This window comes from Streptomyces sp. NBRC 110035, assembly GCF_000829695.1.
Lineage (GTDB): Bacteria > Actinomycetota > Actinomycetes > Streptomycetales > Streptomycetaceae > Streptomyces.
The window spans coordinates 203,335-225,285 of record NZ_BBNN01000022.1 but is presented as its reverse complement, the minus strand read 5'-3'; the positions used below and the strand labels follow the sequence as shown (position 1 = coordinate 225,285).

Genomic DNA, 21,951 nt, shown 5'->3' with positions numbered 1-21,951 from the left:
CCCCCTCTTGGCCATGCCACAATCCACGACGACCAAGCACATCTTCGTCACCGGGGGTGTCGCATCCTCGCTGGGCAAGGGTCTGACGGCCTCCAGCCTCGGCATGCTGCTCAAGGCCCGCGGTCTGCGCGTCGTCATGCAGAAGCTCGACCCCTATCTCAACGTCGACCCCGGCACGATGAACCCCTTCCAGCACGGTGAGGTCTTCGTCACCAACGACGGCGCCGAGACCGACCTGGACATCGGGCACTACGAGCGCTTTCTCGACCGCGACCTGGACGGCTCCGCCAACGTCACCACGGGCCAGGTCTACTCCACCGTGATCGCCAAGGAACGCCGCGGCGAGTACCTGGGCGACACCGTGCAGGTCATCCCGCACATCACCAACGAGATCAAGCACCGCATCCGCCGCATGGCGACGGACGAGGTCGACGTCGTGATCACCGAGGTCGGCGGCACGGTCGGCGACATCGAGTCGCTGCCGTTCCTGGAGACCGTCCGCCAGGTGCGGCACGAGGTCGGCCGCGACAACGTGTTCGTCGTCCACATCTCGCTCCTGCCCTACATCGGTCCCTCGGGTGAGCTGAAGACGAAGCCCACCCAGCACTCGGTCGCGGCGCTGCGCAACATCGGTATCCAGCCGGACGCGATCGTGCTGCGCTGCGACCGCGAGGTGCCGACCGCGATCAAGCGGAAGATCTCGCTGATGTGCGACGTCGACGAGGCCGCCGTGGTCGCCTGCCCCGACGCCCGCTCGATCTACGACATCCCGAAGGTCGTGCACACCGAGGGCCTGGACGCCTACGTCGTGCGCAAGCTGGACCTGCCCTTCCGGGACGTGGACTGGACGACCTGGGACGACCTGCTCGACCGGGTCCACAACCCCGATCACGAGATCACCCTCGCCCTGGTCGGCAAGTACATCGACCTGCCCGACGCCTACCTCTCGGTCATCGAGGCGCTGCGCGCGGGCGGCTTCGCCAACCGGGCCCGGGTGAAGATCAAGTGGGTCACCTCCGACGACTGCAAGACCCCGTCCGGCGCCCAGGCGCAGCTCGGTGACGTCGACGCCATCTGCATCCCCGGCGGCTTCGGGGACCGCGGGGCGCTCGGCAAGGTCGGCGCGATCCGCTACGCGCGCGAGAACCGGATTCCGCTGCTCGGCCTCTGCCTCGGCCTGCAGTGCATCGTGATCGACGCGGCCCGCAACCTCGCGGGCATCTCCGACGCCAACTCCACCGAGTTCGACCCGGCCACCTCCCACCCGGTCATCTCCACCATGGCCGAACAGCTCGACATCGTCGCCGGTGACGGCGACATGGGCGGCACGATGCGGCTCGGCATGTACCCGGCCAAGCTGGCCGAGGGCTCGATCGTGCGCGAGGTGTACGACGGCAAGGAGTACGTCGAGGAGCGCCACCGGCACCGCTACGAGGTGAACAACGCCTACCGCGCGGAGCTGGAGAAGAAGGCCGGCATCGTCTTCTCCGGCACCTCCCCGGACGGCAAGCTCGTCGAGTACGTCGAGTACCCGCGCGAGGTCCACCCGTACCTGGTCGCGACCCAGGCGCACCCGGAGCTGCGCTCGCGTCCGACGCGTCCGCACCCGCTGTTCGCGGGCCTCGTCAAGGCCGCGGTCGAGCGGAAGATCTCGAAGTAACACACCGGTTGTACGGTTGCCGGGGCGCGGAACCCCCGATCGGGGTGCGTCCCGGCCGCCGCCGCGCGCCCGTACGCCTGCACGTCTGGGAAGGACCGCAATGACCGGAACGACCATCAAGGACACCCCGGAGGAGTGGGAGGTCCGGGCGACCAGGACGCCCTTCGTCGGCAACAAGACCTCCGTGCGCACCGACGACGTGGTCATGCCCGACGGGACCGTGGTCCGCCGCGACTACCAGGTCCACCCCGGGTCCGTCGCCGTCCTCGCCCTCGACGCCGCCGACCGCGTCCTGGTGCTGCGCCAGTACCGCCACCCCGTGCGCCACAAGCTGTGGGAGATTCCGGCCGGTCTGCTCGACGTCCCCGGCGAGAACCCGCTGCACGCCGCCCAGCGGGAGCTGTACGAGGAGGCGCACGTCAAGGCCGAGGACTGGCGGGTGCTGACCGACGTCTACACCACCGCCGGCGGCTGCGACGAGGCCGTACGGATCTTCCTGGCCCGGGGGCTGTCCGAGGCCGAGGGCGACCGTTTCGAGGTCGAGGACGAAGAGGCGGACATGGAACTGGCCCGGGTGCCGGTCGCGGACCTGGTCCGCGGGGTGCTGGCCGGCGAACTGCACAACAACTGCCTGGTGGTGGGCGTGCTTTCGCTCGTCGCCGCGCGGGAGCAGGACGGGCTCGACGCGCTGCGTCCGGCCGAGGCGCCGTGGCCTGCGCGTCCGTTCGACGCCTGAACCACCCCGGCCCTCAGCGCACCTCTCGCGATGTGACCATCTGCTGATCCGATCGAGGGACGCGTCCGCCGTGCTCCACACGGAACGTAGCAGAGCGTGAACTAGGCTCTGGAAAACGCCCGATCCGGAGTCCCGGCGGGCTTGCGCGTGCGGTGGGACGGGAGTGTGGCCCGTGACGGATCAGGCGGTGGACACGGACGGTGTGCGGCTCTCCCCGGACGTTGCCATGGAGGCCCGATTCCTGGGCCGCACGCGGGAGTTGAAGGAACTCCGGGCCGACATCGAGCGCGCCGGACTCGACACCCTCTCCGGCCGCAAGGCCCCCCGCGCCCGTGTGCTGCTCATCGCCGGCCGGCCCGGATCCGGCCGGACGACGCTCGGTGAGGAACTCGTCCGCCAGGTCGCCGACCGCTACCCCGACGGGGTGCTGCGCGCCCGGCTCAGCGAGACCGACGGCACGCGCGTGCCCGTCGAGCGCTCCGCGCGGGAACTGCTCGAGTCACTCGGGGCGCCCGCCCCGGCAGGCGCCGCCGAGGACGATCTCGCCGAGGCGCTGCGGACCGCCCTGGCCGGCCGCCGGACGCTGCTCCTGCTGGACGACGCGGCCGACGCCGAGCAGGTCGACGCCCTCCTGCCCGACAACCCCGAGTGCCTGGTGGTCGCCATCTCCCAGGGCCCGCTGACCGGCATCTGCGACGTCCGCCCCTGCACCCTCGGCGGCCTCGACACCAAGTCCGCCGTGGAACTGCTGTCCGGGATCGCCGGCCCGGTCCGCGTCACCGTCGACCCGCGGGCCGCGGAGGACCTGGCCGAGCGGTGCCAGGGGGAGCCCGCCGCCCTGGTCCTGGCCGGCGGCTGGCTCGCCGCCCGGCCCCAGGCCGCCGTCGCCGACCTCGCCCGGCACCTGCACGCCGAAACGGACGAGGGCACCGCGACCGGCCGCGTCCTTCGGCTGGTCCATGACGCGCTGCCCGCCCCCGCCGCCCGGATGCTGCGTCTGCTGAGCCTCGCCCCGGCCGGCCTGGCCGACCCGCACACCGCCTCCGCGCTCGCCGGCTGCACGGTGAGCAGCGCGCGTACCACCCTGGACGACTTCGTCTCCGTGGGCCTGCTGCACCCCGTGGGGGCCTCGCTGCCGCAGTACGAGGTGCCCGGGTGCCTGCACCCCCTGCTGAAGCGACTCGCCGAGGCCCACGAACGGCCCGGTGAGCTCCAGCTGGCCCGCGCCCGCATGCTGGAGCGGGCCGTACGGCTGCTCCAGTCCTGCAGGGCCATCACCGAGACCGACAGCCCCCAGGCACGCGAGAAGCTCCTCGGGACGCCGCGTTCCCTGCGCTTCTCCAGCCCTCGCGACGCCGCCGACTGGCTGCGCGTCCGCCGGCCGGCCCTGCTGGCCTCGGCCCGCCTCGCGGTCGCCGACGGGACGCTGGACACCCTGGCCCGCCGCCTCATGTCCCAGCTGGTGCGCGCCATGGTGGCCCACTTCGGCACCCAGGCCGCCGCCGGCGATCTCTACGGCATCCACCACCTGGTTCTCGACGTGGCCGAGCGCCGGAGGCTGCCCCGCGAGCAGGCCGCGGCCCTGCTCAACCTCGGCGACCTCGACGCCCGTACCGGCCGCACGGCCGACGCGCTGGCGCGGTACCGGGCCGCGCTGGACGCCGGCCGGGCGGCGAACGATTCCTACGCGACAGGCCGCGCGACGGAATCCGTGGGAGGCGCCCATCTGGAGCTCGGTGACTTCGACCGGGCCGCCGACTGGTTCGGCCGGTCCCTGGCCGAGCGGCTCGCCCGGGGCGAGCGCGCGGACGCCGCCCGCCTGTACGGCCGGATCGCCGCCGCCCACACCTACGCCGGCCGCTACGGAGAGGCGCTGCGCAACTGGCGGGCGGCGGTCGCCGGGCACCGCAGGAACGGCGATGTGGCCGCCCGGGCGCGTGCGTTGAGCGAACTGGCCAGGGTCCAGGAGTACGCCGGCCGCCCCGAGGAGTCGCTGCGTACCTGCCGGGAGGCGGTGGAGTGGGCCCGGCGGGCCGAGGACACCCGGTTGCAGGCCGCGCTGCACCTCAGGCTCGCCGACACCTTCGGCCGTCTCGGCGACCCCGCGTCGGCCGCGCTGCACCGGAGCTCGGCGGAGCGGATGCTGGAAGAAGAGGCCCAGGAGCCTGGAACCGACCCGAAACACTCAGGCGACACCTACGAAATCCGCAGCCCCTCCGGACAAGATTGATGCTTTGTAAGGCTGTACAGCGGGAACACCTTCATTAAGATGGCCTTGCCGCGCCATCTTCTGCGGTCTCTCCCGGTGTGCGCGTGTGTGCCCGGGTATGTGCAGGAACATCTCCTACCCTCCGAACCAAGGACCGTGATCGACGTGAAGGTCGGCATCCCCCGCGAGGTCAAGAACAACGAGTTCCGGGTGGCCATCACCCCGGCCGGCGTGCACGAGCTGGTGCGCCACGGCCACCAGGTCGTCATCGAGCGCGGCGCCGGCGTGGGCTCCTCGATCCCGGACGGCGAGTACGTCGCCGCGGGCGGGCGGATACTGGACACCGCCGACGAGGTGTGGGCCGCCGCCGACCTGCTGCTGAAGGTCAAGGAGCCCGTCGCCGAGGAGTACCACCGGCTGCGCAAGGACCAGACGCTCTTCACCTACCTGCACCTGGCCGCCTCCAGGGAGTGTACGGACGCCCTGCTGGCCTCCGGCACCACTGCCATCGCCTACGAGACCGTCGAGCTGCCCAGCCGCGCGCTGCCGCTGCTCGCCCCCATGTCCGAGGTCGCGGGCCGGCTGTCCGCCCAGGTCGGCGCCTACCACCTGATGCGGGCCGGCGGCGGCCGCGGCGTGCTGCCCGGCGGGGTCCCCGGTGTGCCGGCCGGCCGTGCCGTCGTCATCGGCGGAGGCGTCTCCGGCTGGAGCGCCGCGCAGATCGCCGTCGGCATGGGCTTCCACGTGACCCTGCTCGACAAGGACATCAACAAGCTCCGGGAGGCGGACCAGGTCTTCGGTACGAAGATCCAGACCGTCGTCTCCAACGCCTTCGAGCTGGAGAAGGCCTGCCTCGAGGCCGACCTCGTCATCGGCGCGGTGCTGATCCCCGGCGCCAAGGCGCCGAAGCTGGTCACCAACGACCTCGTCTCGCGGATGAAGAGCGGGAGTGTCCTTGTCGACATCGCGATCGACCAGGGCGGCTGCTTCGAGGACTCCCACCCGACCACGCACGCCGAGCCGATCTTCACGGTCCACGAATCGGTCTTCTACTGCGTCGCCAACATGCCCGGCGCCGTGCCCAACACCTCCACCTACGCGCTCACCAACGCCACGCTGCCGTACGTCGTCGAACTCGCGAACCACGGCTGGGTGGAGGCGCTGCGCCGCGACCCCGCCCTCGCCAGGGGCCTCAACACGCACGACGGCAAGGTCGTGTACCAGGAGGTCGCCGAAGCGCACGGCCTGGACCACGTCGAACTCGCCCAGCTGCTCGGCTGAACCGGCCGCGCCACCCGACCCGACCCGACGCCCGGAAGTGTCTTCCGGGCGTTAAGTCGATCAAGTCGCCTCTCGCCCAAGGCGATACGTCAACTTCGTTCGTCAACGTCGCGCATCCGGACCCGCCTTGCCCGTCGGGCACGGCGAGATGTGTGTATGGTCACTTCACGAATCCGGGGCAACTCGCCTCGAACGTCCCCCTTCCGCCGATTCGCACACCGGTGAAACCTGCCGTACGACGGTCGTACGCCCTTGACAGAGGGGTGTTTCATTGTCGACACATCGAGTCGGGTCCGGCGGATTGTGTTGCTGCGGACCGCCGACACGCCATAGAGTCGCCAACCGTCGGCATGATGCCACGCTGACCTGTCTAGAAGTTTCCTGGTCACCAAGGAGGTAAGACGACTTGTGAATGAGTCGACATTTACTCCCGGGGGTGGTCACCCAGGAATGACTGCACGGGACCGGGGTTCCGCGGGGTTCGCTCCGGTCGGCTCCGTCGCCGTGCGCACCTTCGCAACCCATCAGATCCAGCAGGCGACTCCCACTGCACACCAGAGCATGGATGGCCATCACGTGAACGCCATGGCCGGCGACGGAAGTGGCGCGCCCCACAACCAATTCGCCGACTACGACGAACTGCCCGAGGGGCACTTCTACGATCCCGACGCCGAGTACGAGCCGGATCCCGAGTACGCGGCCACCCTCGCGCCCGACGCGGCCCGCCAGCGCCGTGAACGCGTCGGCCCGACCGGACGCCCGCTGCCGTACTTCCCCATCCCGGGCCCGCTGACCGACCACGGCCCCGCGAAGATCATCGCGATGTGCAACCAGAAGGGCGGCGTCGGCAAGACCACGTCGACCATCAACCTGGGTGCCGCGCTCGCGGAGTACGGACGCCGGGTGCTGCTCGTCGACTTCGATCCGCAGGGAGCGCTGTCGGTCGGACTCGGCGTCAACCCGATGGAACTCGACCTCACCGTCTACAACCTGCTCATGGAGCGGGGCATGGCGGCCGACGAGGTACTGCTGAAGACGGCGGTCCCCAACATGGACCTGCTGCCCAGCAACATCGACCTGTCGGCGGCCGAGGTCCAGCTGGTCTCCGAGGTGGCCCGCGAGTCGACCCTGCAGCGCGCCCTGAAGCCGCTCATGGACGACTACGACTACATCGTGATCGACTGCCAGCCCTCGCTCGGCCTGCTCACGGTCAACGCGCTGACGGCCGCGCACAAGGTGATCGTGCCGTTGGAGTGCGAGTTCTTCGCCCTGCGCGGTGTGGCCCTGCTCACCGAGACCATCGAGAAGGTCCAGGAGCGGCTCAACCCCGAGCTGGAGCTCGACGGGATCCTCGCCACGATGTACGACTCGCGCACGGTGCACAGCCGTGAGGTGCTCGCGCGGGTCGTCGAGGCCTTCGACGACCACGTCTACCACACGGTCATCGGGCGTACGGTCCGCTTCCCGGAGACCACCGTCGCCGGTGAGCCGATCACCACGTACGCGTCCAACTCCGTCGGTGCCGCCGCCTACCGCCAGCTTGCCAGGGAGGTGCTCGCCCGGTGTCACGCCGAGTGAGTCTGCCGGGGGCCGACGAACTCTTCCGTACGACAGGGGGGATGGCGCTCCAGGCGTCCACCCCCAGGCGCCAGGGGGGCGGTGAGGCCCGGGTCCCCGCTCCCGCGGGGGAGGGCGACGCGGCCGCGGCTCAGGAGGACACCCCGCAGTCGGTGCCCGCGCAGGGTGGTGACGGAGAGGGCGCCGAACACGTCGCCACGGACGCGGAGCCGGCCGAAGCGGGCGAGTCCCGCAGCCGCGCCGCGCCGGAACGCTCCGCGCGACGGCAGGGCGCGCCGGAGGGGCCGGCCGCGGAGGCGGCCCCGCGCAAGCGCGGAAGAGCGGCGGCCCGGCGGCCCAGCGGCCGCGAGCGGCACGACGAGAAGATCACGGTGTACGTGTCCGCCGAGGAGCTCATGGACCTCGAGCACGCCCGTCTGGTACTCCGGGGGGAGCACGGCCTGGCCGTCGACCGGGGCAGGATCGTCCGCGAGGCGGTCGCCGTGGTCCTCGCCGACCTCGAAGCCCGCGGAGACGCCAGCATCCTCGTACGACGCCTGCGTGGACGGTAGCGGTAGCCTGCGGAGGCCATGACCTCGAACGACACCCCCGCCACCGGCCGCGGCCCGCGGCCCGGCCGCCGTCGCGCGCTGGGGCGGGGGCCGGGTGCGGCTCCGCCCGCCCCGCGGCCCGTGGGCTCGGGAGTGGAGACGGACACCGAGGGCACCGCCGGCACCGGGAGGGAAGCGGCGGCCGGCGCCGGCCGCGCGGCCGCGCCCCCCGCTGCGGTTCGGGCTCCGGTGGCCGCACGGACTTCGGGGCCCGCACCGGCCGACCGGGACGACGTACCGGGTCCGGGCGCCGGTCCGCCGTCCGGGACGGCGCTCGCGGGTCCCGGGACGGGCGACGGTCCGGCCGGACCCGGTACGGCACCCGCGGTGGCCTCCGGTGCCGGGGCGGCCGACGAGGCCACGGCGGCCGGGGCGGCCGAGGGGGCCGAGGGGGCCGAGGGGGCCGAGGGGGAGGACGACGGCCGGTTCAAGGTCCGGTTGTCGAACTTCGAAGGGCCCTTCGACCTGCTGCTTCAGCTGATCTCGAAGCACAGGCTGGACGTCACCGAGGTCGCGCTGTCCAGGGTGACCGATGAGTTCATGGCGTACATCCGGGCACTGGGACCGGACTGGGACCTGGACGAGACGACCGAGTTCCTGGTCGTCGCGGCCACGCTGCTCGATCTCAAGGCGGCCCGCCTGCTGCCCGCCGCCGAGCTGGAGGACGAGGCGGACCTCGCCCTGCTGGAGGCCCGGGACCTGTTGTTCGCCCGCCTGCTCCAGTACCGCGCCTACAAGCGGATCGCGGAGATCTTCAGCCGGCGGCTGGACGAGGAGGCCCGGCGATACCCCCGTACCGTGGGGCTCGAGGCGCAGCACGCCGAGCTGCTGCCCGAGGTCGTCATCAGCATCGGCGCGCAGGGCTTCGCGAGGCTCGCCGTCAAGGCGATGCAGCCCAGGCCCGAGCCGCAGGTGTACGTCGACCACATCCACGCGCCGCTGGTCAGCGTGCAGGAGCAGGCCGGGATCGTGGTCGCGCGGCTGAAGGAGCTCGGCGAGGCCGGTTTCCGGACCCTGACCGAGGACACGGACGACACGCTGACCGTCGTCGCCCGGTTCCTCGCGCTCCTGGAGCTGTACCGGGAGAAGGCCGTCGCCCTCGACCAGGAGACCGCGCTCGGTGAACTGACCGTGCGCTGGACCGGCGGCGACGGGGACGCCGTCCCCGCGGTCACCGACGAGTTCGACCGCCCGCCCGAACCACCGGAAGAACCGCAGAAGGAGCCGAAGGGGCCGCAGAAGGAGAAAGGGGAGGGCACGACGTGAGTGAGGACACAGCCGCTGTTCCCGCGGGGCCGGGCACCGCCGCGGACCTCGACCTGAGGCCCGCGCTCGAGGCGGTTCTCATGGTCGTGGACGAGCCCGCGACCGAGGGGCACCTGGCGAGGATTCTGGAGCGGCCCGAGCGGCAGGTCGCGGACGCGCTCCGCGCGCTGGCCGACGAGTACACCGTCCAGGGCCGCGGCTTCGAGCTGCGGCTCGTGGCCGGCGGCTGGCGTTTCTACAGCCGTCCCGAGTACGCCGCGGCCGTCGAGGGCTTCGTCCTGGACGGCCGGCAGGCCCGGCTCACCCAGGCCGCCCTGGAAACCCTCGCCGTGGTCGCCTACCGCCGGCCGGTCAGCCGCAGCAGGGTCTCCGCCGTGCGCGGAGTGAACTGTGACGGCGTCATGCGCACCCTGCTGCAGCGCGGTCTGGTCGAGGAGGCGGGCACGGAACCCGAAACAGGTGCGATCCTGTACACGACGACGAACTACTTCCTGGAGCGGATGGGCCTGCGCGGTCTGGACGAGCTCCCGGAGCTCGCGCCCTTCCTCCCCGAGGCGGAGGCGATCGAGGCCGAGACCCAGGAAGCCGTACCGTCGTTCGATCCGGACGCCCCGGACCCGGACGACGGCCCATCCGACGAACACGCCTAAAACGACAACGACGGACATGTGATGCGAAGCAGCGGCAGCGGCAAGAGCGGTGGACGCGGTAACCCCCGCGGTTCCGGCGGCAACAGGGACCAGAAGCAGGGGCAGGGCCGCCCCCGCAAGCCCCGCCCGGAGGAGCGCCGCTACGACGTGGGGCCCGGGGCCACCAAGGAGGGCCCGAAATCCGGCCGCACCGGCGCCAAGCCGTCCGGTGGCTCCGCCCAGGGCTCCCGGTCCGGGCAGAAGGGCGGCGGGGGCCGTACCGCTCCCGGCCGCTCGCGCGAGTACGAGACGCGGATCGAGGAGCGCAACCGCGACCGGTACGCGGAGAAGAAGGACGTCAGGCCCCCGAAGACCTTCCCGGGTGCCGAGCAGGAGGGCGAGCGGCTGCAGAAGGTCCTCGCCCGCGCGGGGTACGGTTCCCGGCGCGCCTGCGAGGAGTTGATCGAGCAGGCGCGGGTCGAGATCAACGGCGAGATCGTGCTGGAGCAGGGCCGCCGGGTCGACCCCGAGAAGGACGAGGTCAAGGTGGACGGGCTGACCGTCGCCACCCAGTCCTACCAGTTCTTCTCGCTGAACAAGCCCGCCGGTGTCGTCTCCACGATGGAGGACCCCGAGGGGCGTCAGTGCCTCGGCGACTACGTCACCAACCGTGAGACCCGGCTGTTCCACGTCGGCCGGCTCGACACCGAGACCGAGGGCGTGATCCTGCTCACCAACCACGGTGAGCTGGCGCACCGGCTGACCCACCCGCGCTACGGGGTGAAGAAGACCTACCTCGCGCACATCGTCGGTCCGGTCCCGCGCGATCTGGGCAAGCGGCTGAAGGACGGCATCCAGCTGGAGGACGGTTACGCGCGCGCGGACCACTTCCGCATCGTGGAGCAGACCGGCAAGAACTACCTCGTCGAGGTGACCCTGCACGAGGGGCGCAAGCACATCGTGCGCCGCATGCTCGCCGAGGCGGGCTTCCCGGTCGACAAGCTGGTGCGCACCGGCTTCGGGCCGATCACCCTGGGCGACCAGAAGTCGGGCTGGCTGCGGCGGCTGTCGAACACCGAGGTCGGCATGCTGATGCAGGAAGTCGAGCTCTGAGGCGCGGAGGCTGAGGCCGGGGCTTGTGAGGGAACCACACCCCCTTTTATAGTCGCCCCGACTATAAAAGGGGGTGTGGTTCATGGACGGCTACGACACGTACGCCTACGAGCCCTTCGCCGTCACCGTCGACCTCGCTGTTCTCACGCTCCGCGAGGGCTCGCTGCGCGTCCTGCTCGTCGAGCGCGGCGAGGAGCCGTACGCGGGCCGCTGGGCCCTGCCGGGCGGGTTCGTGCAGCCGGACGAGTCGGCGGAGACCGCCGCCCGGCGTGAACTCGCCGAGGAGACCGGGCTGACGGACGCGTCCGGACTGCACCTGGAGCAGTTGCGGACCTACAGCGAACCCGGCCGCGACCCGCGGATGCGGGTCGTCTCGGTCGCCTTCACCGCGCTGCTGGCCGACGCGCCCGAGGTGCGCGGCGGCAGCGACGCGGCGCAGGCCCGCTGGATGCCGCACGGCTCCGCGCGGGCGCTCGCCTTCGACCACGACCGGATCCTGGCCGACGCCCGCGACCGCGTCGGCGCCAAGCTCGAGTACACCTGCCTCGCCACCGCCTTCTGCCCGCCCGAGTTCACCCTCGGCGAGTTGCAGCAGGTCTACGAGACCGTGTGGGGCACCACGCTCGACCGGCCCAACTTCCGGCGCAAGGTGCTCGCCTCCCCGGGCTTCGTCGAAGCGGTCCCGGGGGCCGCACGCCTCACCGGCGGCCGGGGCAAACCCGCCGCGCTCTACCGGGCCGGCACCGCCACCGCCCTCCACCCGCCGCTGCTCCGGCCCACTCCGGAAGGACGTCCCGCATGACCACCACCGTCACCAAGCGCGCCGCCACGGGCGCCCTCACCGGCCTCGCCCTCGGGGACGCGCTCGGTTTTCCCACCGAGTTCCACGACGTCCCCTCGATCCTCGCCACGTGCGGGCCGTGGCGCGGGGTGGGGCTCCCGACGCCCGCGACCGTCACCGACGACACCCAGATGACGCTCGCCCTGGGGCGCGGGCTGCGCACGGCGATGGACCGGGGACGGCTCGCTCCGAAGCGGCTGGAGCGGCCGGTGCGCGAGGAGTTCGTGGACTGGTACCGCTCGCCCGAGAACAACCGGGCGCCCGGGAGCACCTGCCTCAAGGCATGCCACCTGCTGGCCGGGGAGGACCGCCCCTGGCAGGACGCCAGCCAGGTCGGCTCCAAGGGCTGCGGCGCCAACATGCGGGTCGCTCCCCTCGGACTCGCCCCCGGGCTGAGCGAGGAACAGCGTGCGGGCGCCGCCCAGTTGCAGTCGGCCCTCACCCACGGGCATCCGACCGCGCTCGCCGCCTCCGACCTCACCGCCCACGCCGTACACCTGCTCGCCGGAGGTGCCGAACCGGCCGGGCTGATCGGCCTGCTGCGCTCCTACGCCTACGAGAACCGCACCCGCTACCACGCGGTGTGGCTCGGCGATCTGTGGACCCGCACGGGGGACCCCGGCCCCGAGCACTTCATCACGCGCGGCTGGGACGAGTGCCTGGAGGTCCTGGAACGCCTCCAGCGCGCCGTGCGCACCGTCTCGCCGGAGACCGACCCGTGCCTGGCGACGGGGGAGGGCTGGATCGCGGAGGAGGCCCTGGCGACCGGGCTGCTGTGCTTCCTGCTCTTCGTCGACGAACCGCTCACCGCCCTGCGCCGCGCCGCCTGCACCTCCGGCGACTCCGACTCCATCGCCTGCCTGGCGGGTGCCTTCGCGGGCGCCCACCTCGGGGCGGACGCCTGGCCGGACGCCTGGGCCGACCGCATCGAGTACCGGGACGAACTGCTGGCGCTGGGGGCGCTCTGGGATGCCGGGGAAAGGCCCTGACAGGGGCCTGGGAGAGCCCCTGAGCGGTCGCCCCTACGGTGTCCGCAGGGCGGAGGCCCGGCGGACACCGACGAGGAAGTCCTCGACCCGGCGGCGGTCGGGCTGTGCCGGGAGCGTCGTACGGCGCAGCGCCTCACCGGCCTCCCGCTCCAGCCGGGTCATCCGGGCCTCGACCTCGGACCAGGGAACCTCGCCCCGCTTCACCGCGAGCAACGGCTCGCGCCGCTTGCCCACGTCGACGGTGAGCTCGCCGGTGCGCAGCACGTCGCGGGCGGAGGCCAGCAGACGGAGCAGATGCATCGCGTGCTTCCAGCGGGGCGCCCCGTGGACGCGGACGTCGGCCTCGGGTCTGCGGCGCCGGCCGTACGCGTACCGGGTGAACGTCTCGTGGATCCGGCGGGAGAGGAACGCACCGCGCAGGGCGAGCAGTTCGCGGCCGGTGTCGTCGGCGTACTCCACGAGCGGTGAGTGCAGGCATTCCAGGATGTTGGGATTGGCGCGCAGGGCCAGCTCGCAGAAGCGTTCCAGCTCCCAGCTGAACTGCTCCTCGGCCGGTCCCTCGACATGGGCCGGCGGCTTCTCGAAGCGCCAGAACAGGGGAGTGGGGGCGAGGAAGACGCCCCGGCGGTCGGTGTCGCTGCCCTCGGTGGCCAGACCGAAGGCACGCGAGCCCGTGACGCAGGCGTAGACCGTGTGGTCGCGGACCAGGTACGCGGCGGAGTGCAGGCCCGGGAGCGTACGGGCCGGCTCGCGCCGGGCGAACCGGATTTCCCTCCACCGCGATCCGCTGTCCGGCCCGCCGGGCGGTCCGGCGCTGTCACGCCCGTGGCGAGAAGAGCCGTGCGTCGCGCCGGGCCGGCGGTGCCGTCACTCCGGAGGGAGGGGCCCCGGGTGGTTCGTGGCAGAGCGGAGCACTTGTCCGTCCCCTGTCTCGGCGGGCGGGCGCCGGACGCCGGCCGTGCCCGTTCTGGCTAGGCTGGACGACCGGACGGCCGGCCTGCGCGCCGGTACGCCCGGCAATCCCGGCACGTCCAGAACATCCGGCACATTCAGCACGTCAGCAAGGAGCATCGCCGTGGCGGTACGAGCGGTCCGGGGCGCCGTCCAGCTCGAGCGGGACGAGGCCGGCCACATGGAGGAACAGGTCGGTGCGTTGCTCACCGCGGTGCTGGAGCGCAACGGTCTGACCACGGACGACCTGATCAGCATCTGGTTCACGGCCACGCCCGACCTGCACAGCGACTTCCCGGCCGCCGCCGCCCGCAAGCTCGGCATCGTCGACGTCCCCCTGATCTGCGCCCAGGAACTGGACGTCGAGGGGGCCCTGCCCCGCGTCGTCCGCATCCTCGCGCACCTGGAGTCCGACCGGCCGCGCGCCGACATCGCCCACGTGTACCTCGGTGCCGCGGCGGCCCTGCGCAAGGACATCGCCCAGTGAGAACCGCACTCGTCATCGGTACCGGACTGATCGGCACGTCCGCCGCCCTCGCCCTGTCCCAGCGGGGCGTCACCGTCCACCTCGTCGACCACGACCCGGAGCAGGCCCGTACGGCCGCCGCGCTCGGCGCCGGCACCGACGGGGCCCCCGAGGGGCCGGTGGACCTGGCGATCGTCGCCGCCCCGCCCGCCCACGTGGCCGAAGTGCTCGCCGACGCCATGGAGCGCGGTGTGGCACGCGGCTACATCGACGTCGCCAGCGTCAAGGGCGGGCCGCGCCGTGAACTGGAGCGGCGGGGCCTCGACCTCTCGGCGTACATCGGTACGCACCCCATGTCCGGCCGTGAGAAGTCCGGCCCGCTGGCCGCCGGCGCGGACCTCTTCGAGGGCCGCCCCTGGGTGCTCACGCCCACCCGGGACACCGGCACCGAGGTGCTGAACCTCGCCCTCGAACTGGTCTCGCACTGCAGGGCCGTCCCGGTCGTCATGGAGGCCGACGCCCACGACCGTGCCGTGGCCCTCGTCTCCCACATGCCGCACCTGGTGGCCAGCATGGTCGCCGCGCGCCTGGAACATGCCGAGGAGGCCGCCGTACGGCTGTGCGGTCAGGGCATCCGGGACGTGACCAGGATCGCCGCCTCCGACCCCCGGATGTGGATCGACATCCTCTCCGCGAACCCGGGGCCGGTCGCCGACCTGCTCACCGACATCGGCGCCGACCTGGAGGAGACCGTGCGGTCCCTGCGCGCGCTGCAGTCCTGTGACGAGGACAAGCGGCGCGGGGGCAGCACCGGCATCGAGGGCGTGCTGCGCCGCGGCAACGCGGGCCAGGTCCGGGTCCCGGGCAAGCACGGCACGGCCCCGCGTGCGTACGAGATCGTGGCGGTGCTCATCGACGACCAGCCGGGCCAGCTGGCACGCATCTTCGCGGACGCCGGCCGCGCGGGCGTCAACATCGAGGACGTCCGGATCGAGCACGCGACCGGGCAGCAGGCCGGCCTGGTGCAGCTCATGGTGGAGCCCAGGGCGGCTGCGGTGCTCACCGCGGCGCTACGGGAACGGGGCTGGTCGATCCGGCAGTGACACCTGCCGGACGGCGGCGGCGAGCAGTGAGCGCGGTGGGTGACGGGCGGCCGGGCCCGGGTACGGCCGATCGGGGGACGCACACCCAGTAACCTTGTGCGGGGCATTCGCACGCCCCGTCCCCCGGCAGCCAGGTCCAGGAAGGTCCCCACTGTGGAAAGCTCCACGCCAGTGATTGTCGCCATCGACGGCCCGTCCGGCACGGGCAAGTCGAGCACGTCGAAGGCCGTGGCGGCACAGCTCGGCCTGAGCTACCTGGACACCGGCGCCCAGTACCGGGCGATCACCTGGTGGATGGTCACCAACGGCATCGACACCGCCGACCCCGCCGCGATCGCCGCCGCGGCCGGCAAGCCCGAGATCGTCTCCGGCACCGACCCGGAGAGCCCCGCCATCACGGTCGACGGGGTCGACGTGGCCGGCCCGATCCGCGAGCAGGACGTCACCTCCAAGGTCAGCGCGGTCAGCGCGGTCCCCGAGGTGCGCGCCCGGATCACCGAGCTGCAGCGCACGATCGCCGCCTCCGCCGTCACGGGCATCGTCGTCGAGGGACGGGACATCGGGACCACCGTGCTGCCCGACGCCGACCTGAAGATCTTCCTCACCGCCTCCCCGGAGGCGCGGGCCGCCCGCCGCAGCGGCGAGCTCAAGGGCGCCGACCTGCACGCCACGCGCGAGGCCCTGGTCAAGCGGGACGCGGCCGACTCCAGCCGCAAGACCTCCCCGCTGGCCAAGGCGGACGACGCGGTCGAGGTGGACACCACCGACCTGTCCCTGCACCAGGTCATCGAGTGCGTCGTCACCCTCGTCGAGGAGAAGCGAGCCGGCCGGTGACCGGGCTTCCGTCGGCGCGGGGCGCCGAGGTCGGGCGGCGTATCGGCGTCGGCCTGATGTACGGCTTCTGGAAGCCGCGCGTGCTGGGCGCCTGGCGGATGCCCACGGCCGGCCCGGTGCTCCTCGCCGTGAACCACTCCCACAACATCGACGGCCCGATGGTCATGGGCGTGTCGCCCCGGCCGACGCACTTCCTGATCAAGAGGGAGGCGTTCGTCGGGCCGCTCGACCCGTTCCTGACCGGCATCGGCCAGGTGAAGGTGGACCGGAACACCACCGACCGCACGGCCATTTCCCGGGCGCTGGGCGTCCTGGAACAGGGCGGCGTCCTCGGCATCTTCCCCGAGGGCACCCGCGGGGAGGGCGACTTCGCCTCGCTGCGCGCGGGGCTCGCCTACTTCGCCCTGCGCGGCGGCGCGCCGATCGTGCCCGTCGCGGTCCTGGGAAGTTCCGGGCAGGGCGGACGGTTGACAAAGACGCTGCCCCCGCTGCGCTCCCGCGTCGACGTCGTCTTCGGTGACCCGTTCGACGCGGGCGACGGCAGCGGCAGGCGCACCCGCAAGGCGCTGGACGAGGCGACCGAGCGCATCCAGAAGCAGCTCACCGCGCACCTGGAAAACGCCAGGCGCCTCACCGGGCGTTAGCGGACACTGAGTAGTGGAACACCCGGAACCGGGTGTTCCACCGACCACCACGATGAACAACGAGGTACGGACTTCATGAACGACCACATCCAGCCCGACGGCTCGGCCGAGCACGAGCACGACCACGGGGCGCTCGGCGACGCCGAGTTCGCGGAGTTCATGGAGCTCGCCGCGGAGGAGGGCTTCGACCTCGAGGACGTCGAGGGCGCCCTCGAGGCGGCCGGACACGGCCCGCTGCCCGTGCTCGCCGTCGTCGGCCGGCCCAATGTCGGCAAGTCGACCCTGGTGAACCGCATCATCGGCCGCCGCGAGGCGGTCGTCGAGGACAAGCCGGGCGTCACCCGCGACCGCGTCACCTACGAGGCCGAGTGGTCGGGCCGCCGCTTCAAGGTCGTCGACACCGGCGGCTGGGAGCAGGACGTCCTCGGCATCGACGCCTCCGTGGCGGCGCAGGCCGAGTACGCGATCGAGGCGGCCGACGCCGTGGTGTTCGTGGTGGACGCCAAGGTGGGCGCGACCGACACCGACGAGGCCGTCGTCCGGCTGCTGCGCAAGGCCGGCAAGCCGGTCGTCCTGTGCGCCAACAAGGTGGACGGCCCGAGCGGCGAGGCCGACGCCTCCTACCTGTGGGCCCTGGGCCTGGGCGAGCCGCACCCGGTCTCCGCCCTGCACGGCCGCGGCACCGGCGACATGCTGGACCAGGTCCTGGAGGCGCTGCCCCAGGCCCCCGCGCAGACCTTCAACGCCGCGGTCGGCGGCCCGCGCCGGATCGCCCTGATCGGCCGCCCGAACGTCGGCAAGTCCTCGCTGCTGAACAAGGTGGCCGGTGAGGAGCGCGTCGTCGTCAACGAGATCGCCGGAACCACCAGGGACCCCGTCGACGAGCTGATCGAGCTGGGCGGAAAGACCTGGAAGTTCGTCGACACCGCGGGCATCCGCAAGCGTGTCCACCTCCAGCAGGGCGCCGACTACTACGCCTCGCTGCGCACCGCCGCCGCCGTCGAGAAGGCCGAGGTCGCCGTCGTCCTCCTCGACGCCGCCGACTCCATCTCGGTGCAGGACCAGCGCATCGTCACCATGGCCGTCGAGGCGGGGCGCGCGATCGTCCTCGCGTTCAACAAGTGGGACACCCTCGACGAGGAGCGCCGCTACTACCTGGAGCGGGAGATCGAGACCGAACTCGGCCAGGTCGCCTGGGCGCCGCGGGTGAACGTGTCGGCCCGCACCGGACGCCACATGGAGAAGCTGGTCCCGGCGATCGAGACGGCTCTGGAGGGCTGGGAGACCCGCGTCCCGACGGGGAGGCTGAACGCCTTCCTCGGCGAGCTGGTCGCCGCCCACCCGCACCCCGTGCGGGGCGGCAAGCAGCCGCGCATCCTGTTCGGCACGCAGGCGGGCACCAGGCCGCCGCGGTTCGTGCTGTTCGCCTCCGGCTTCATCGAGGCGGGCTACCGACGGTTCATCGAGCGCCGGCTGCGCGAGGAGTTCAGCTTCGAGGGCACGCCCGTCCACATCTCGGTGCGGGTGCGCGAGAAGCGCGGCAAGAAGAAGTGACGTAACGACGGCGGGCATGGTGGAGGGGGCGGTCCCGGCCGGGACCGCCCCCTCCACCATGCCCGGTCGACCGGGCCGGGGGTCGGTGGCCCCGGGTCAGGTCTCCCGGCGCGGGGCCGGGGGCAGCGCCGCCGGCGCGTGGGGCCGTCCGACGGCGTGCCGGCCGACCGCCGGGACGCGCTGCCACTGCGGCTGCCGGTCCGCACCCTGACGGGCGCTGCTCGCCCCCGCGCTGTAGGCGCCGTACGACTCGCCGCCGACGGAACCGCCGAACGTCCCCGACCCGTGGCCGACGGGCGTTCCCGTACTGTGCGGGCCGCTTCCGAAGGAGGTGAAGCCCAGCTTCTCCTCGCCGCTGCGGTCGCCCGGCAGCGAGCGGAAGGACTTCACGTACTCGGCGTAGAGCGCGTCGTAGATCGGCGTGGCCGAAGGGCCGCCCGCGGAGTCCTGAGCCGACCGCACGGGGGCGGGGACCAAGGGGAAGGGCTGGCGGCGGGGAGCGTCGTATGCGTGCACATGTCTCCCAACGACCCCGCCCGGCAAGGGATGCGGCCGTGGTACGGGTTTTCGCCGGTTACCGGCCTGTCGGCCGGCGGCCGGATGCCAGTCGGGTGTCCGCCGTCGGTCATCGGCCGTCAGCCGGTCAGAGACCGGCGAGCGGCAGGGCCGCCGCGACCAGCCTTCCGTCCGCCGCGGCCCTGTCCAGCGCGTCGCGCAGCAGGTCCTCGCGCGGCTGACGGCCGATCGAGCCGACCGGGGCCGCGAACAGCAGTACCTGCTGGTGCTTGTTGGCGGCCGCCCGCCAGCCCTCGGTGACCTGGAGCGGCTGGTGCGCCTGCCACCAGGCCACCGGCTGCCCGCCGTTCGGGTTCGGCTGGAGCACCGCGTGCAGTTGCCCCACGGCCAGCAGGACCGACCAGCCGTGCAGCACGGACGGCGCGGTGGACAGCTCGGTCACGGGCATGAAGCCCTGCTCGACGAGCAGCGGCAGGAAGTCGTCGCCGAACCCGGGCGAACCGGGCCGCGCCACCGGCGCGGTCGGCTCGACGACCAGCGCCGGGTGCAACTCCCCGGAGATCAGGACCAGCCCGCTGGTCACGCCGAGCACCGCCTGCTCCGGTACGACGTGCGGTGCGGCCCGGCCGGGGGCGGCCTGCGCGTTCTGCACGGGCGCCGGCGGGGCCGCGGCGTCGCCGTTGATGGACCGCACGGCGCCCTGGAGCTGCGCCTCGGTGACCTGGACGACCTGCGAGGGCAGGCAGGTGGAATGGGCGAAGGCGAGAACGGCGGTCTCGTCCCCGATGAACAGCACAGTGCTGGTCCGCTCCTGCTCCGGATCGCCCGGTGTGCGGCAGGAGGTGCAGTCGTAACCGCCCGCGGCGGAATCTCCGGCGAGCAGACGGTCGGCTTCTTCGTCGCCGATCTCGGCGCGTACCTCGTCGCTGACGTCGAGCATGCGCGGCACGGGTGGCTCCCTCGGGATGCGGTGCGTGGCGAGGCCGGGTGGGTCCCGGCCCGTGGTCCGGGGCGGGTCCCCGGCTCGTACAGATGACAACGGGCGATCTGTGGCGGGAGTCACGCCCGGGAGCGAACGGAACCGAACCGTCCCGCGCGCGCGGTCACTTCCGGCACGGAACCGGACACCCATCGTCAACTGTCTGCAACACCAATGCTGTTGCTCGAGTGAGGTGGCTCACACGGCGCGCGGCCCGCTGGTCGGCACGTCCTGAGACCAGGGAGTGGAGCGGGTGTCCTGAGAATGTCGCTACCGGGGCTGATCAGGGGCTGGGCCCCGAGGTGAGGTGCCGCCCGGCCGCCGGTTCCCGGCCGCCGGGCGGGACCGCCTCCTTGCGGACAACGGCTGTCCGCAAGGGCTGACAGACTCGGCCCATGGTGGAGACCTCGGCACGTCTGCTGCGTCTGCTGTCCCTGCTCCAGGCCCATCGTGAGTGGTGCGGAGCCGATCTGGCCGAGCGGCTCCGGGTCAGCTCCCGGACCCTGCGCCGGGACGTGGACCGGCTGCGCGGACTCGGCTATCCCGTCAACGCCAGTCCCGGAACCGGCGGTGGCTACCAGCTGGGCGCGGGGGCCGAACTGCCGCCGCTGCTGCTGGACGACGACGAGGCGGTCGCCGTCGCGGTCGGCCTGCGTACGGCGGCCGGGCAGGGCATCGAAGGCATCGGGGAGACCTCGGTGCGGGCCCTGGCCAAACTGGAACAGGTGCTGCCGAACCGGCTGCGCCGCCGGGTCGGAGCCCTGAACGCCGTCACCGTGCCGATGCTGCGCGGACCGGGTGCCGACGCCGTCGACCCGGCCCTGCTCACCGAACTCGCCCAGCTCTGCCGCGACACCGGGCGCCTGCGCTTCGAGTACCGCGACCACGAGGGCGCGACAAGACGCCGCACCGTGGAACCGCACCGTCTGGTGTGCTCGGAACGCCGCTGGTACCTGGGACCTCGGCCGCGAGGACTGGCGCACCTTCCGGGTGGACCGTGTCACCCCGAAGCCCCCGCACGGCCCCCGCTTCGTCCCGCGCGAGCCCCCGGCCGGGGACCTGGCCTCCTATGTCTCCCGGGGCGTCTCCACGCGCGCGTACGCCTCGCAGGCCGCGATCCGGTTGCTGGTGCCCGTCGAGGAGGCCGCGGAGCGGATCTCGCCCTCCACCGGCGCGCTCCGGGCGGACGGGCCGGACGCCTGTGTCCTGAGCACCGGGGCGGCGAGCTTCGACGCCCTGATGGTCCACGTGCTGCTGCTGGGCTTCGAGTTCGAGGTGCTGGAGCCGGCAGGGCTGGTCGAGGAGATCGCCACGGCCCGCGACCGGCTCTCCCGCGCCCTGTCCCGGGCGGGGGAAGCGGACGCGGCGAGCTGACACCGGAGCGTGCGGACCGTGTGGGGGACCGGCGGATTTTCCGTGGAGAGTCGTCGCCGGGGGCGTGCCCCTGTAGTCACGGCGACGGAATGGAATGACCTGAAGGGGCCCCGGGGTACTTCTTCGGGAACCCTTCTCCGGGTTTATCCGCGACGTCGGCGCGATGGCCGGAAATTGTGTTCGCCTCCCGAGCGAAGAGGCTTCAAATCATCCATTCGTGTGAGGGTGGCGAGCATAAACGTCTGTCGTGGTCCTGTGACAGAAGTGTGACCGCCGGGGGATCTCGGGCAGGTGTTCCCGGTCCGGCCTTCCCCGTCCGCCGGGCAGGGCATAGCGTGACCGTATGGCACCTATTCCGACACCTTCCGCGGAACCCGACGACAGCCCGGACGTCTATGTGGGCCTGCCCGCGGACCGGGCCGAGCAACTCGCGCGCGAGCGCGGCTGGGCGACGGTCCGGGCGCTGCCGCCGGGCGCGATCATCACCATGGAGTACCGGGTGGGACGGCTGAACTTCGAGGTGAAGGACGGCACGGTGGCGAGGTCCTGGAAGGGCTGAGGCACGGCAAAGGCCCCGGTTCCACGAGGGAACCGGGGCCGGGGTGCGTGCACCGGGCCGCCGCCGCGGGGCCCTGTGG

Annotated in this window: 20 protein-coding genes and 1 pseudogene; 18 read left to right on the top strand and 3 right to left on the bottom strand. The window is 72.4% G+C overall.

Going from position 1 to position 21,951, the window contains the following annotated elements:
* The first annotated feature begins 13 nt into the window (after positions 1–13).
* The 11 genes from TU30_RS12850 (at position 14) to TU30_RS12800 (ending at position 12,892) form a co-directional block, all read left to right on the top strand.
* Positions 14–1,660: a CTP synthase gene (locus TU30_RS12850; protein WP_042168774.1), complete on the top strand. Its 1,647-nt coding sequence runs from the start codon at positions 14–16 to the stop codon at positions 1,658–1,660.
* A gap of 100 nt (positions 1,661–1,760) precedes the next feature.
* Positions 1,761–2,396, top strand: a complete 636-nt coding sequence (locus TU30_RS12845) for an NUDIX hydrolase (RefSeq protein ID WP_042168772.1) — start codon at positions 1,761–1,763, stop codon at positions 2,394–2,396.
* A 172-nt stretch (positions 2,397–2,568) separates the two neighbouring features.
* Complete coding sequence (locus tag TU30_RS12840; protein ID WP_042168770.1) at positions 2,569–4,626, top strand: tetratricopeptide repeat protein; 2,058 nt, start codon at positions 2,569–2,571, stop codon at positions 4,624–4,626.
* A 135-nt stretch (positions 4,627–4,761) separates the two neighbouring features.
* Positions 4,762–5,886: an alanine dehydrogenase gene (ald, locus tag TU30_RS12835; RefSeq protein ID WP_042168768.1), complete on the top strand. Its 1,125-nt coding sequence runs from the start codon at positions 4,762–4,764 to the stop codon at positions 5,884–5,886.
* 450 nt (positions 5,887–6,336) lie between these two features.
* Entirely contained in the window at positions 6,337–7,464 is a 1,128-nt protein-coding gene (locus TU30_RS12830; RefSeq protein WP_078878252.1) for a ParA family protein, read from the top strand.
* The gene (locus TU30_RS12825) at positions 7,461–8,015 is read left to right on the top strand and encodes a hypothetical protein (protein WP_078878251.1); all 555 of its coding nucleotides are present in this window, start codon (positions 7,461–7,463) and stop codon (positions 8,013–8,015) included. Before TU30_RS12830 ends, TU30_RS12825 begins: the two co-directional genes overlap by 4 nt.
* A gap of 18 nt (positions 8,016–8,033) precedes the next feature.
* The gene (locus TU30_RS12820; RefSeq protein WP_042168759.1) at positions 8,034–9,320 is read left to right on the top strand and encodes a ScpA family protein; all 1,287 of its coding nucleotides are present in this window, start codon (positions 8,034–8,036) and stop codon (positions 9,318–9,320) included.
* Positions 9,317–9,970, top strand: a complete 654-nt coding sequence (gene scpB / locus TU30_RS12815) for an SMC-Scp complex subunit ScpB (protein ID WP_042168757.1) — start codon at positions 9,317–9,319, stop codon at positions 9,968–9,970. Before TU30_RS12820 ends, scpB begins: the two co-directional genes overlap by 4 nt.
* A 21-nt stretch (positions 9,971–9,991) precedes the next feature.
* The gene (locus TU30_RS12810; RefSeq protein ID WP_042168754.1) at positions 9,992–11,062 is read left to right on the top strand and encodes a pseudouridine synthase; all 1,071 of its coding nucleotides are present in this window, start codon (positions 9,992–9,994) and stop codon (positions 11,060–11,062) included.
* Between the two features lie 82 nt (positions 11,063–11,144).
* Positions 11,145–11,864 carry an NUDIX domain-containing protein gene (locus TU30_RS12805; RefSeq protein ID WP_042168751.1) on the top strand — a complete coding sequence of 240 codons (720 nt, stop codon included), beginning with the start codon at positions 11,145–11,147 and terminating at the stop codon, positions 11,862–11,864.
* Positions 11,861–12,892 carry an ADP-ribosylglycohydrolase family protein gene (locus TU30_RS12800; RefSeq protein ID WP_042168749.1) on the top strand — a complete coding sequence of 344 codons (1,032 nt, stop codon included), beginning with the start codon at positions 11,861–11,863 and terminating at the stop codon, positions 12,890–12,892. Before TU30_RS12805 ends, TU30_RS12800 begins: the two co-directional genes overlap by 4 nt.
* 33 nt (positions 12,893–12,925) lie before the next feature.
* Here TU30_RS12800 and TU30_RS12795 read toward each other — a convergent pair whose 3' ends face one another.
* Positions 12,926–13,618, bottom strand: a complete 693-nt coding sequence (locus TU30_RS12795; RefSeq protein ID WP_042168746.1) for a DNA polymerase beta superfamily protein — start codon at positions 13,616–13,618, stop codon at positions 12,926–12,928.
* Between the two features lie 349 nt (positions 13,619–13,967).
* Here TU30_RS12795 and aroH point away from each other — a divergent pair, with 349 nt between their 5' ends.
* The 5 genes from aroH to der all read left to right on the top strand — a co-directional run bounded on the left by aroH (position 13,968) and on the right by der (position 18,444).
* The gene (gene aroH, locus TU30_RS12790) at positions 13,968–14,330 is read left to right on the top strand and encodes a chorismate mutase (protein ID WP_042168744.1); all 363 of its coding nucleotides are present in this window, start codon (positions 13,968–13,970) and stop codon (positions 14,328–14,330) included.
* Positions 14,327–15,412 (top strand): prephenate dehydrogenase, encoded by a 1,086-nt coding sequence (locus tag TU30_RS12785; protein WP_042168741.1) that lies wholly within the window; start codon positions 14,327–14,329, stop codon positions 15,410–15,412. The genes aroH and TU30_RS12785 overlap by 4 nt, the downstream gene beginning before the upstream one ends.
* Before the next feature lie 153 nt (positions 15,413–15,565).
* Entirely contained in the window at positions 15,566–16,246 is a 681-nt protein-coding gene (gene cmk / locus TU30_RS12780; RefSeq protein WP_042168739.1) for a (d)CMP kinase, read from the top strand.
* A complete protein-coding gene (locus tag TU30_RS12775; RefSeq protein WP_042168738.1) occupies positions 16,243–16,890 on the top strand; it encodes a 1-acyl-sn-glycerol-3-phosphate acyltransferase in 648 nt (215 codons plus the stop codon). The genes cmk and TU30_RS12775 overlap by 4 nt, the downstream gene beginning before the upstream one ends.
* Before the next feature lie 75 nt (positions 16,891–16,965).
* A complete protein-coding gene (gene der, locus TU30_RS12770) occupies positions 16,966–18,444 on the top strand; it encodes a ribosome biogenesis GTPase Der (RefSeq protein WP_042168736.1) in 1,479 nt (492 codons plus the stop codon).
* 96 nt (positions 18,445–18,540) lie between these two features.
* Here der and TU30_RS12765 read toward each other — a convergent pair whose 3' ends face one another.
* Both TU30_RS12765 and TU30_RS12760 read right to left on the bottom strand, forming a co-directional pair.
* A complete protein-coding gene (locus tag TU30_RS12765; RefSeq protein ID WP_042168732.1) occupies positions 18,541–18,960 on the bottom strand; it encodes a hypothetical protein in 420 nt (139 codons plus the stop codon).
* A 127-nt stretch (positions 18,961–19,087) separates the two neighbouring features.
* Positions 19,088–19,909, bottom strand: coding sequence for a hypothetical protein (locus TU30_RS12760; protein ID WP_042168730.1), 822 nt, complete (start codon positions 19,907–19,909; stop codon positions 19,088–19,090).
* Between the two features lie 425 nt (positions 19,910–20,334).
* Here TU30_RS12760 and TU30_RS12755 point away from each other — a divergent pair.
* Together TU30_RS12755 and TU30_RS12750 are read left to right on the top strand one after the other, a co-directional pair.
* A pseudogene (locus TU30_RS12755) lies at positions 20,335–21,389 on the top strand (helix-turn-helix transcriptional regulator).
* Between the two features lie 267 nt (positions 21,390–21,656).
* On the top strand, positions 21,657–21,872 hold the full coding sequence (locus TU30_RS12750; RefSeq protein WP_042168729.1) for an I78 family peptidase inhibitor: 216 nt from the start codon (positions 21,657–21,659) through the stop codon (positions 21,870–21,872).
* Positions 21,873–21,951 lie beyond the last annotated feature (79 nt).

Bases quoted from the DNA above. Each gene is read 5' to 3' on its own strand.
- der (WP_042168736.1), top strand. From the start codon at position 16,966: ATGAACGACCACATCCAGCCCGACGGCTCGGCCGAGCACGAGCACGAC.
- TU30_RS12805 (WP_042168751.1), top strand. From the start codon at position 11,145: ATGGACGGCTACGACACGTACGCCTACGAGCCCTTCGCCGTCACCGTC.
- TU30_RS12820 (WP_042168759.1), top strand. From the start codon at position 8,034: ATGACCTCGAACGACACCCCCGCCACCGGCCGCGGCCCGCGGCCCGGC.
- TU30_RS12830 (WP_078878252.1), top strand. From the start codon at position 6,337: ATGACTGCACGGGACCGGGGTTCCGCGGGGTTCGCTCCGGTCGGCTCC.
- TU30_RS12850 (WP_042168774.1), top strand. From the start codon at position 14: ATGCCACAATCCACGACGACCAAGCACATCTTCGTCACCGGGGGTGTC.
- TU30_RS12845 (WP_042168772.1), top strand. From the start codon at position 1,761: ATGACCGGAACGACCATCAAGGACACCCCGGAGGAGTGGGAGGTCCGG.
- TU30_RS12810 (WP_042168754.1), top strand. From the start codon at position 9,992: ATGCGAAGCAGCGGCAGCGGCAAGAGCGGTGGACGCGGTAACCCCCGC.
- TU30_RS12750 (WP_042168729.1), top strand. From the start codon at position 21,657: ATGGCACCTATTCCGACACCTTCCGCGGAACCCGACGACAGCCCGGAC.
- TU30_RS12800 (WP_042168749.1), top strand. From the start codon at position 11,861: ATGACCACCACCGTCACCAAGCGCGCCGCCACGGGCGCCCTCACCGGC.